Below are 10,281 nucleotides of genomic sequence, written 5' to 3'. Positions count from 1 at the left end.
GGATTCCGTGTTCATGTGAACCACGGTGCTAACTCAAGCATGGTTGAGGTCAAGAGGTGATCGACCACTGACCCCTTGGAATCGATCATCTAGCCTGGAGCGTCCAGACCAGCGAGCAAGTGAGGGGCGACAGCATCCCGTGCGCATCGCCAGATTCTCCATCGACGGCAATGTCGCCTTCGGCGCGGTCGAGGGCGAAGGCAGCGGCGACTCCGCCGGCCTCGTCCTCGACATCATCAAGGGCATTCCGTACGCCGACTTCGAGCTCTCCGGGACCAAGGTCCCGCTGAGCAAGGTGCGGCTCCTGCCGCCCGTACTGCCCAACAAGGTCGTCGGGTACGCCCGCAACTACCGGGACCACGCGGCCGAGCTGGGCAACGAGGTCCCGCCCGTACCGTTCGCCTTCCTCAAGCCGACCACCTCGGTGATCGGCTCCGGCGACGCGATCGAGTACCCGGCCTTCTCGAACGACGTCAGTTACGAGGCGGAACTCGCCGTCGTCATCGGCCGGATGTGCCGCGAGGTGCCGCGCGAGCGCGTGAAGGACGTCATCTTCGGCTACACCTGCGCCAACGACGTCACCGCGCGCGACACCCAGAAGACCGAGAAGCAGTGGGCCCGCGCCAAGGGCTTCGACACCTCGTGCCCGCTCGGCCCCTGGGTGGAGACCGAGCTGGACCCGTCCGACCTGACGATCCAGTGCACGGTCAACGGCGAACAGCGGCAGCTCGGCCGTACGAGCGAGATGATCACGTCCATCGAGGACCTGATCGTCAACATCACCGAGGCCATGACGCTCCTCCCGGGTGACGTCATCCTCACGGGCACCCCCGCGGGGGTCGGCCCCCTCAACGTCGGCGACGAGATCGCCGTCACCATCGAAGGCATCGGCACTCTCACCAACAGGGTGATCAAGCGTGGCTAGCGCACACAACGGCACGGACCCCGGCGTCCGGGTACGTTTCTGTCCCTCCCCGACCGGCAACCCCCATGTGGGACTGGTCCGCACCGCCCTCTTCAACTGGGCGTTCGCCCGCCACCACGGCGGCACCCTGGTCTTCCGCATCGAGGACACCGACGCGGCCCGCGACTCCGAGGAGTCGTACGGCCAGCTGCTCGACTCGATGCGCTGGCTGGGGCTCGACTGGGACGAGGGCCCCGAGATCGGCGGCCCGCACGCGCCGTACCGCCAGTCGCAGCGGATGGACCTCTACCGCGACACCGCCGAGAAGCTGCTCGCGGTGGGCCACGCGTACCACTGCTACTGCACCACCGAGGAGCTGGACGCCCGCCGCGACGCCGCGCGCGCGGCCGGGCGCCCCTCCGGGTACGACGGGCACTGCCGCGACCTGAGCGACGAGCGGAAGGCCGCGTACGAGGCGGAGGGCCGCACCTCCATCGTGCGCTTCCGGATGCCCGACGAGCCGATCACCTTCACGGACCTGGTCCGCGGTGAGCTGACGTTCACCCCGGAGAACGTTCCTGACTACGGCATCGTCCGCGCCAACGGCGCCCCGCTCTACACGCTCGTCAACCCCGTCGACGACGCGCTGATGGAGATCACCCACGTCCTGCGCGGCGAGGACCTCCTCTCCTCGACCCCGCGGCAGGTCGCGCTCTACAAGGCGCTGATCGAGCTGGGCATCGCCAAGGACATCCCGGCGTTCGGGCACCTTCCGTACGTCATGGGCGAGGGCAACAAGAAGCTCTCCAAGCGCGATCCGCAGGCGTCGCTCAACCTCTACCGCGAGCGCGGGTTCCTGCCCGAGGGGCTGCTCAACTACCTCTCCCTGCTGGGCTGGTCGCTCGCCGCCGACCGCGACCTCTTCTCCATGGACGAGATGGTCGCCGCCTTCGACATCGCGGACGTCAACGCGAACCCGGCCCGCTTCGACCTGAAGAAGGCCGAGTCGATCAACGCGGACCACATCCGGCGGCTGGATGTCGCGGCGTTCACCGAGGCGTGCGGGCCCTGGCTCCGGGCGCCGTACGCGCCGTGGGCGCCCGAGTCCTTCGACGCCGCCGCCTTCGCGGAGCTGGCGCCGCTCGCCCAGACCCGGGTCACGGTCCTCTCGGACATCACCGCCAACGTCGACTTCCTCTTCCTCGACGAGCCGGCGACGGACGAGGCGTCCTGGGCGAAGGCGATGAAGCCGGGCGCGGACGCGCTGCTTGCCACCGCCCGTACGAAGATCGCCGAGGCGGAGTGGACCGCCGAGGCGCTGAAGAACGCGGTGCTGGCGGCCGGCGAGGAGCACGGCCTCAAGCTCGGCAAGGCGCAGGCCCCGGTCCGCGTCGCGACCACCGGACGTACGGTCGGCCTGCCGCTCTTCGAGTCGCTGGAGATCCTCGGCAGGGACCGCACCCTGTCCCGTATCGACGCGGCGCTGGCGAAGCTCGCCGTGTGAGGCGCTGATGTCCTGACGCGGACGGCCTCGCACAGGCGTGTTTACTCGTTTTGGAGCGCCGTCCGCGATCAGGTAATGTTCTTCCTGCGCCGCCCGAGAAGGCCGAAAGGCCAGGCCGGGAAGCGCAAGCCGGAACAGACCCCCATCAGGGGGTTCAGTTTTGGTGGGCTATGGTGTAATTGGCAGCACGACGGTTTCTGGTTCCGTTAGTCTAGGTTCGAGTCCTGGTAGCCCAGCGCAGATTAAATTCTGCACACGCCCCCGTTGTGTAGCGGCCTAGCACGCTGCCCTCTCACGGCAGTAGCGCCGGTTCGAATCCGGTCGGGGGTACAGATCCTTCTCTCCGACGTCCTCGGGTCGCACCCGGAAACGTTGATGCAGGATCGCTAGGGCCCCCGTTGTGTAGCGGCCTAGCACGCTGCCCTCTCACGGCAGTAGCGCCGGTTCGAATCCGGTCGGGGGTACTGAACAACCCATGGGCTATGGTGTAATTGGCAACACGACGGTTTCTGGTTCCGTTGTTCTAGGTTCGAGTCCTGGTAGCCCAGCGCAGATGTTTCTGCAGCGCCCCCGTTGTGTAGCGGCCTAGCACGCTGCCCTCTCACGGCAGTAGCGCCGGTTCGAATCCGGTCGGGGGTACAACATCATGGAAGAGGCTCTCCCCGGTCGGGGAGGGCCTCTTCTGTCTGTCCAGCGGCTTTCCGGCACAGGAGGACGGTGGGGCCGCTGCGGCGCTGGAGCGGCCTGTCGGTGTCCGTCGTGGGTGGAGAAAGGGGTAAGGGCGGGGAAAGGGTGGTAGCGGGGGAGCGGTGGCCGCTCAGCTCGTACGACGCAGCGCCTCGCTCAGCCGGCCCGCCGCGTCGATCACTGCCTGCGCGTGCATCCGGCCCGGGTGCCGGGTCAGCCGCTCGATCGGTCCGGATACCGAGACCGCCGCGACCACCCGGTTCGAGGGCCCGCGCACCGGCGCCGAGACCGAGGCCACGCCCGGCTCCCGCTCGCCGATCGACTGGGCCCAGCCCCGCCGCCGTACGCCCGAGAGGGCCGTCGCCGTGAAACGGGCGCCCTGGAGGCCGCGGTGCAGCCGCTCGGGCTCCTCCCACGCCATCAGGATCTGGGCCGAGGAGCCCGCCTTCATGGTGAGGGTGGAGCCCACCGGGACCGTGTCCCTGAGCCCGGAGAGCCGCTCCGCCGCCGCCACACATATCCGCAGATCGCCCTGGCGCCGGTAGAGCTGCGCGCTCTCGCCGGTCAGGTCCCGCAGATGTGTGAGTACGGGTCCGGCCGTGGCCAGCAGACGGTCCTCACCGGCCGCGGCGGCCAGCTCGGCCAGCCGCGGGCCGAGAATGAACCGGCCCTGCATGTCCCTCGCCACCAGCCGGTGGTGTTCCAGTGCCACGGCCAGTCTGTGGGCCGTGGGTCGTGCGAGCCCGGTCGCCGCGACCAGTCCGGCGAGGGTGGCCGGACCGGACTCCAGGGCGCTCAGTACGAGAGCAGCCTTGTCGAGAACGCCGACGCCGCTAGAGTTGTCCATGAAACGATACTCGCGTCTCACTCTGTGAAACGCAAGTTCAATTTCCGGGGGAACTTGCCAACCTGTATGTACGGGCTCGTGGAGTATCGGGTCCCAGCCGGCGTCCGGAGCGTGGGGGACGGACGTGGGCCCACATGTCTCTAGGAGTGCCGGCCACCAAGGCCGGCCGGAGGGAAAGCGATGGGTAGGACACTCGCGGAGAAGGTCTGGGACGACCATGTCGTCCGGCGCGCGGAGGGCGAGCCCGACCTCCTCTACATCGATCTGCACCTGCTGCACGAGGTGACCAGCCCCCAGGCGTTCGACGGCCTGCGCAAGGACGGCCGGCGGGTCCGGCGGCTCGACCTCACCATCGCGACCGAGGACCACAACACCCCGACGCTGGACATCGACAAGCCCATCGCCGACCCGGTCTCCCGGATCCAGCTGGAGACCCTCCGCAAGAACTGCGCCGACTTCGGTGTGCGGCTGCACTCGCTGGGCGATGTCGAGCAGGGCGTCGTCCATGTCGTCGGCCCGCAGCTGGGGCTGACCCAGCCCGGCACCACCGTGGTCTGCGGCGACAGTCACACCTCGACCCACGGCGCCTTCGGCGCGCTGGCGTTCGGCATCGGCACCAGCCAGGTCGAGCACGTACTGGCCACCCAGACGCTGCCGCTGGCCCGTCCCAGGACCATGGCCATCACGGTCGACGGCGAACTGCCCGCCGATGTCACCGCCAAGGACCTGATCCTGGCCGTCATCGCCCGGATCGGCACCGGCGGCGGCCAGGGCTACATCCTCGAATACCGGGGCTCGGCCATCGAGAAACTCTCGATGGAGGCCCGGATGACCATCTGCAACATGTCCATCGAGGCCGGCGCCAGGGCGGGCATGATCGCCCCCGACGACACCACCTTCGACTACCTCAAGGGCCGCGACCACGCCCCGACGGGCGAGGACTGGGACGCCGCTGTCGCCTACTGGCGCACCCTGCGCACCGACGACGACGCGGTCTTCGACGCCGAGGTCGTCATCGACGCCACCGCGCTCGCCCCGTTCGTCACCTGGGGCACCAACCCCGGCCAGGGCGCGCCGCTCTCCTCGCACGTCCCCGACCCGGCTTCGTACGAGGACGCTTCGGAGCGCCTCGCCGCCGAAAAGGCCCTGGAATACATGGGGTTGACCGCTGGACAGGCGCTGCGTGACATCAAGGTCGACACCGTCTTCGTAGGCTCCTGCACCAACGGCCGTATCGAGGACCTGCGCTCGGCGGCCTCGCTGCTTGACGGCCGCAAAGTCGCCGACGGGGTACGGATGCTGGTCGTTCCCGGCTCCGTACGGGTCGCCCTCCAGGCCGTCGCCGAGGGCCTCGACAAGGTCTTCACCGCCGCGGGGGCCGAATGGCGGCACGCGGGCTGCTCGATGTGTCTGGGCATGAACCCCGACCAACTCGCGCCCGGCGAGCGCTCCGCGTCCACGTCCAACCGCAACTTCGAGGGCAGGCAGGGCAAGGGCGGCCGGACCCATCTGGTCTCTCCGCAGGTCGCCGCCGCCACCGCCGTACTGGGCCATCTGGCCTCGCCCGCAGACCTGTCCGGCGCCGCCGCCGGCGACCGTACGCCCGCTGGAGCGCGATAACCATGGAAGCCTTCACCATCCACACCGGCCGTGCCGTTCCGCTGCGCCGCAGCAACGTCGACACCGACCAGATCATCCCGGCCCACTGGCTCAAGAAGGTCACCCGCGACGGCTTCGAGGACGGGCTCTTCGAGGCGTGGCGCAAGGATCCGGCGTTCGTGCTCAACCGGCCCGAGCGCGCCGGGGCCACCGTGCTGGTGGCCGGACCCGACTTCGGAACCGGGTCCTCTCGTGAACATGCTGTGTGGGCCTTGCAGAACTATGGTTTCCAGGCCGTCATCTCCTCCCGGTTCGCCGATATCTTCCGTGGGAACTCGCTCAAGAACGGTCTGCTGACCGTGGTTCTGGAGCAGTCGGTCGTGGACGCCCTCTGGGAGATCACGGAGAGCGACCCGAAGGCCGAGGTGACCGTGGACCTGGAGAACCGCCAGGTTCGGGCCACTTCCCCCGACGGAGCAGAGCTTGTGGCTGATTTCGACCTTGACGAGAATGCCCGCTGGCGGCTGCTGAACGGGCTGGACGACATCAGTCTCACCCTCCAGAACGAGGCTGACATCGCCACCTACGAGGCCGGCAGGCCCTCCTTCAAACCCCGCACAATTACCGCCTGAGCAGCGCTTTTCCCCTACTGCACCCCCTGCCGCCCGGCAGGGGGTGCAGTTGCTTGTTGAGCCCCCGTCGGGCGACAACTCGCCCCAGATGGCACAATCGGCGCATGGAACGCGACAACCAACTCAAGCTCTACGGGTTGGTCGCCGAACAACTCAAAGAAGCGCATGCGACGGTGCGTGCACTGCAAGTCCCGGATGGCGTGCGCAAGGCGCTCTCCCGGAAGCTGCTCGTCATCACGGCGGCGGCGAAACACGATCTCCCGGACGCGGCACGGCGTCTGGAGCGCTTGCTGAAGGACCTCGACGAGGGCCGATTTCCCGAAGGTGACTGACCTCCGTGGAACTCCGCCAGGTCGACTTCGTTGCGGCACTAGGGTGATTAGCCCGTTTCGTGTTTGATTTGCGGTATATATCTGCCTAACGTGCGAAAAAAGCTTGAACACTTTCGTTCTGGCAATGTCTCCGAAGGGGAAGACGTGAACAAGGCGCAGCTCGTAGAAGCGATCGCGGAGAAGGTCGGCGGCAGGCAGCAGGCCGCCGACGCGGTGGACGCGGTACTCGACGCGATCGTCCGCGCGGTCGTCGCCGGTGACCGGGTCTCGGTGACCGGCTTCGGCTCGTTCGAGAAGGTCGACCGCCCGGCCCGCTACGCCCGTAACCCGCAGACGGGTGAGCGCGTCCGGGTCAAGAAGACCTCGGTGCCGCGCTTCCGCGCGGGCCAGGGCTTCAAGGACCTGGTCAGCGGCTCGAAGAAGCTCCCCAAGAACGACGTGGCGGTCAAGAAGGCCCCCAAGGGCAGCCTCTCGGGCGGCGTTTCCAGCCGTACGACCGTGAAGGCCGCGGCCAAGAAGGCCACCGCCAAGAAGGCCACGGCGAAGAAGGCGGCGGTCAAGAAGACCACGGCCGCCAAGAAGACCACGGCGAAGAAGACCACCACCGCCAAGAAGACCAGCCCCGCGGCGAAGAAGACCACCGCCAAGAAGGCCACGGCCACCACCACGGCCAAGAAGGCCACGGCGAAGAAGACCGCGCCGGCGAAGAAGACCACGGCCAAGAAGGCACCCGCCAGGAAGGCCACCGCGCGCACCACCACGGCGAAGAAGACCACCACAGCCGCCGCCGCTGCCCGCAAGTAGGGGCCGAGCAGAGGATGTGAAAAAGGGCCACACGCGCCGGGCCGGGCTCCCCTCGGGGAGCCCGGCCCGCGGCGTTGCTCAGGACCTCAGGACGGCCCGCCCCGCCGGGGGCGTCAGAGCGTCTGGAGCGTCACCAGCGTGATCCGCAGCTCCGCGCCCGTGCCCGGCCCCTCGGTCTCGATCCGCACCCGCTGACCCGGTCGGAGCAGCCGCAGCCCGCCCGCGTCGAAGGCCGCCGCGCCGAACTCCACCGGAGTCCCGTCGTCCAGCAGCACACTCCCGGTGCGCGTTCCTGCGTCATAGGTGTACGAGGTCGCCTGCATCACCGCAGCGTATCCGCCCGGTATCCGGCCTGCGAGGCGGTGTACCCGCCGAGCCCCAGTGCCGTCGCCACCAGCAGATCGTCACCCGTATCGACGTCCTGCCGTACCGAATCCACTCCGGTCAGCATGATTTCCACCGCGCCCGACGACAAATGGCGCCGCCTCGACGGGCCGCCGAAAGCCGGACGCAATTCGGTGCCCGGCGCCGCGGTCAGCAATGTCGTACCCATTTCGGCGGCGTCCGCGAGAAATGCGCGCGGGAAAGCGCCGGCCGCCGCCAGCACCCGCCCCAGCTCGGCCGGGCGCAGCGCCGGCAGATCGGCGTTGAGCGCGGCCACCGCCGCCCGCGGACTGGCCTCCCTGACGGCCCGCGCGCCGTGCGCCAGGGCCGCGTTGAGACCGTCCGCCGGGGTGTCGGGCACGACCCGCGCGCCCAGTGCCGCGAGCCGCTCGGACGCCGCCGGATCGTCCGTGACGACGACCACATCCCGTACGGCCGGACAGGCCAGCGCCGCCGCCACGGTGTCCTGCGCGAACGCCAGGGCGAGCCGGGGGCGCAGGGCCTCGCCCGCCGTCGCGGCGAGCCTGCTCTTGGCCAGCCGGAGCGGTTTCAGCGGTACGACCAGGGACCAGCGGGCGGCCGGAGCGGCGGCCCTGACGGCTGCCGGGACAGGGCCCCGGGCGGGGTCCCCGGCGGTCACGGGGTCGGCTGTCGGGTCGGTGTCCGTGGCGAACTCTCCGTCCATGTGTAGCGTCCCTCTATTGTGGCCCGGCACCCTCCCGGCCCACCGCCGCGGTCCGGGATGCGGGGCGTACGGTGTTCTCGACAGCGCAGGTGCCCGGGGCCACACTTGACCCCCGGCAGCCGGGCAGTGAGCCGGGCGAACAGAGAAAGGTGTCCGAGTGTCCCGCCGTAGAGTCGGCTTCTGGTACCGCCTGGCGGCGGTCATCGCAAAACCGCCGCTGATCGTACTGCTCAAGCGGGACTGGCAGGGGGCGGAGCACATCCCGGCCGACGGCGGATTCATCACCGCGGTGAACCACAATTCACACATCGACCCGTTCGCCTATGCCCACTTCCAGTACAACACCGGACGGGTTCCGCGCTTCCTCGCCAAGAACGGACTCTTCACCTCGGGATTCATCGGCGCGGTCATGCGCGGTACGGGCCAGATTCCCGTCTACCGCGAGAGCACGAACGCGCTGAGCGCCTATCGGGCCGCCATCGACGCCGTCGAGCGCGGCGAATGCGTGGCCTTCTACCCCGAGGGCACCCTCACCCGCGACCCCGCGCAGTGGCCCATGACCGCCAAGACCGGCGTCGCCCGGGTCGCCCTCCAGACCCGGTGCCCGGTCATCCCCGTCGCGCAGTGGGGCGCCAACCTGCTGCTGCCCCCGTACGCCACCCGACCGCACCTCCTGCCGCGCAAGACGCACCGGGTGCTGGTCGGCCCCCCGGTCGACATCTCCCGCTACTACGACGCGGAGATCACGCCCGAATTGCTGCGCGAGGTCACCGAGGTCATCATGGCGGCCATCACGGAACTGCTCTCCGAGCTACGCGGAGAGCCGGCGCCCCCGGTCCCGTACGACCATCGCGAGGCCAGGGCGGAACAGCGGCGCAAGGCCGCGGAAGAGGGGTCCAAGTGACGCGGGTCGCCGTATTCGGGGCGGGTTCATGGGGCACGGCGTTCGCCATGATCCTGGCGGACGCGGGGTGCGAGGTGACGGTCTGGGGCCGCCGCCAGGACGTCGTCGACACCATCAACACCACACGCACCAACCCGGACTACCTGCCGGGCCTCGAACTGCCCGCCGGAGTACGGGCCACCACCGACCCGGCGGAGGCCGCCCGCGACGCCGAGTTCACCGTGCTGACGGTCCCCTCGCAGACGCTGCGCGCCAACCTCGCCGCGTGGGTGCCCGTACTGACCCCGGACACCGTCCTCGTCTCGCTGATGAAAGGCGTCGAACTCGGCACCGCCAAGCGGATGAGCGAGGTGATCGAAGAGGTCGCCAAGGCACCCGCCGAACGGGTCGCCGTGGTCACGGGCCCCAACCTCGCCGGCGAGATCGCCGGCCGGATGCCCGCCGCCGCCGTTGTCGCGTGCCGGGACGAGACGGTCGCCCAGCGGCTCCAGACCGCCTGCCACACGCCGTACTTCCGCCCGTACACCAACACCGACGTGGTCGGCTGCGAACTCGGCGGAGCGGTCAAGAACGTCATCGGACTCGCCGTCGGGATCGCCGACGGCATGGGCCTCGGCGACAACAGCAAGGCGACGCTGATGACCCGGGGACTCGCCGAGACGACCCGGCTGGGCCTCGCGATGGGCGCCGACCCGCACACCTTCTCCGGGCTCGCCGGGATGGGCGACCTCATCGCCACCTGCTCCTCGCCGCTCTCCCGCAACCACACCTTCGGCACCAACCTCGGCCGCGGCATGACCCTCCAGGAGACCATCGCGGTCAGCACGCAGACCGCCGAGGGCGTCAAGTCCTGCGAGTCCGTGCTGGATCTGGCCCGCCGCCACGAGGTCGACATGCCGATCACCGAGACCGTCGTGGACATCGTGCACAACGGCAAGCCGCCGGTCGTCGCGCTCAAGGAACTGATGTCGCGCAGCGCCAAGCCCGAACGCCGCTGAG

11 protein-coding genes and 5 tRNA genes are annotated in these 10,281 nt (G+C 69.3%); 13 read left to right on the top strand and 3 right to left on the bottom strand.

What is annotated here, in order from left to right; genetic code table 11:
- Positions 1-139 precede the first annotated feature (139 nt).
- The 7 genes from AB0389_RS15600 (at position 140) to AB0389_RS15570 (ending at position 3,047) form a co-directional block, all read left to right on the top strand.
- A complete protein-coding gene (locus AB0389_RS15600; RefSeq protein ID WP_366395909.1) occupies positions 140-925 on the top strand; it encodes a fumarylacetoacetate hydrolase family protein in 786 nt (261 codons plus the stop codon).
- Positions 918-2,408: a glutamate--tRNA ligase gene (gltX, locus tag AB0389_RS15595; RefSeq protein ID WP_366395908.1), complete on the top strand. Its 1,491-nt coding sequence runs from the start codon at positions 918-920 to the stop codon at positions 2,406-2,408. The genes AB0389_RS15600 and gltX overlap by 8 nt, the downstream gene beginning before the upstream one ends.
- A gap of 164 nt (positions 2,409-2,572) precedes the next feature.
- Positions 2,573-2,644 (top strand) — tRNA-Gln (locus AB0389_RS15590).
- Positions 2,645-2,665: 21 nt separating this feature from the next.
- A tRNA-Glu gene (locus AB0389_RS15585) sits at positions 2,666-2,738 on the top strand.
- 61 nt (positions 2,739-2,799) lie between these two features.
- A tRNA-Glu gene (locus AB0389_RS15580) sits at positions 2,800-2,872 on the top strand.
- Between the two features lie 12 nt (positions 2,873-2,884).
- Positions 2,885-2,956: transfer RNA gene (locus AB0389_RS15575), tRNA-Gln, on the top strand.
- A gap of 18 nt (positions 2,957-2,974) precedes the next feature.
- Positions 2,975-3,047 (top strand) — tRNA-Glu (locus AB0389_RS15570).
- 178 nt (positions 3,048-3,225) lie between these two features.
- On the opposite strand, the gene ndgR is transcribed toward AB0389_RS15570, so the two are convergent.
- Positions 3,226-3,942: an IclR family transcriptional regulator NdgR gene (gene ndgR / locus AB0389_RS15565; RefSeq protein ID WP_366395907.1), complete on the bottom strand. Its 717-nt coding sequence runs from the start codon at positions 3,940-3,942 to the stop codon at positions 3,226-3,228.
- 180 nt (positions 3,943-4,122) lie between these two features.
- Here ndgR and leuC point away from each other — a divergent pair, with 180 nt between their 5' ends.
- The 4 genes from leuC to AB0389_RS15545 all read left to right on the top strand — a co-directional run bounded on the left by leuC (position 4,123) and on the right by AB0389_RS15545 (position 7,309).
- Positions 4,123-5,562 carry a 3-isopropylmalate dehydratase large subunit gene (leuC, locus tag AB0389_RS15560; RefSeq protein ID WP_366395906.1) on the top strand — a complete coding sequence of 480 codons (1,440 nt, stop codon included), beginning with the start codon at positions 4,123-4,125 and terminating at the stop codon, positions 5,560-5,562.
- Between the two features lie 2 nt (positions 5,563-5,564).
- A complete protein-coding gene (gene leuD, locus AB0389_RS15555; protein WP_366395905.1) occupies positions 5,565-6,173 on the top strand; it encodes a 3-isopropylmalate dehydratase small subunit in 609 nt (202 codons plus the stop codon).
- A 104-nt stretch (positions 6,174-6,277) separates the two neighbouring features.
- Positions 6,278-6,505, top strand: coding sequence for a hypothetical protein (locus AB0389_RS15550; protein WP_366395904.1), 228 nt, complete (start codon positions 6,278-6,280; stop codon positions 6,503-6,505).
- A 144-nt stretch (positions 6,506-6,649) separates the two neighbouring features.
- On the top strand, positions 6,650-7,309 hold the full coding sequence (locus AB0389_RS15545; RefSeq protein WP_366395903.1) for an HU family DNA-binding protein: 660 nt from the start codon (positions 6,650-6,652) through the stop codon (positions 7,307-7,309).
- Between the two features lie 113 nt (positions 7,310-7,422).
- On the opposite strand, the gene AB0389_RS15540 is transcribed toward AB0389_RS15545, so the two are convergent.
- Together AB0389_RS15540 and cofC are read right to left on the bottom strand one after the other, a co-directional pair.
- Positions 7,423-7,632, bottom strand: a complete 210-nt coding sequence (locus AB0389_RS15540; protein WP_366395902.1) for a hypothetical protein — start codon at positions 7,630-7,632, stop codon at positions 7,423-7,425.
- A complete protein-coding gene (gene cofC, locus AB0389_RS15535) occupies positions 7,632-8,378 on the bottom strand; it encodes a 2-phospho-L-lactate guanylyltransferase (RefSeq protein ID WP_366395901.1) in 747 nt (248 codons plus the stop codon). Before cofC ends, AB0389_RS15540 begins: the two co-directional genes overlap by 1 nt.
- A gap of 157 nt (positions 8,379-8,535) precedes the next feature.
- On the opposite strand from cofC, the gene AB0389_RS15530 reads away from it, so the two are divergent.
- Both AB0389_RS15530 and AB0389_RS15525 read left to right on the top strand, forming a co-directional pair.
- Positions 8,536-9,282 (top strand): lysophospholipid acyltransferase family protein, encoded by a 747-nt coding sequence (locus AB0389_RS15530; RefSeq protein WP_366395900.1) that lies wholly within the window; start codon positions 8,536-8,538, stop codon positions 9,280-9,282.
- Positions 9,279-10,280 carry an NAD(P)H-dependent glycerol-3-phosphate dehydrogenase gene (locus AB0389_RS15525; protein ID WP_366395899.1) on the top strand — a complete coding sequence of 334 codons (1,002 nt, stop codon included), beginning with the start codon at positions 9,279-9,281 and terminating at the stop codon, positions 10,278-10,280. The genes AB0389_RS15530 and AB0389_RS15525 overlap by 4 nt, the downstream gene beginning before the upstream one ends.
- The last annotated feature ends 1 nt before the right edge of the window (position 10,281 follow it).

It is taken from the genome of Streptomyces sp. NPDC093109, from assembly GCF_040701725.1.
Classification (GTDB): Bacteria; Actinomycetota; Actinomycetes; order Streptomycetales; family Streptomycetaceae; genus Streptomyces.
This window is presented reverse-complemented; position numbering and strand designations above follow the sequence as displayed.

What these genes read in the sequence shown, in the direction of transcription:
- leuD (WP_366395905.1), top strand. Translation starts at nt 5,565, where the DNA reads ATGGAAGCCTTCACCATCCACACCGGCCGTGCCGTTCCGCTGCGCCGC.
- leuC (WP_366395906.1), top strand. Translation starts at nt 4,123, where the DNA reads ATGGGTAGGACACTCGCGGAGAAGGTCTGGGACGACCATGTCGTCCGG.
- ndgR (WP_366395907.1), bottom strand. Translation starts at nt 3,942, where the DNA reads ATGGACAACTCTAGCGGCGTCGGCGTTCTCGACAAGGCTGCTCTCGTA.
- AB0389_RS15540 (WP_366395902.1), bottom strand. Translation starts at nt 7,632, where the DNA reads ATGCAGGCGACCTCGTACACCTATGACGCAGGAACGCGCACCGGGAGT.
- AB0389_RS15550 (WP_366395904.1), top strand. Translation starts at nt 6,278, where the DNA reads ATGGAACGCGACAACCAACTCAAGCTCTACGGGTTGGTCGCCGAACAA.
- cofC (WP_366395901.1), bottom strand. Translation starts at nt 8,378, where the DNA reads ATGGACGGAGAGTTCGCCACGGACACCGACCCGACAGCCGACCCCGTG.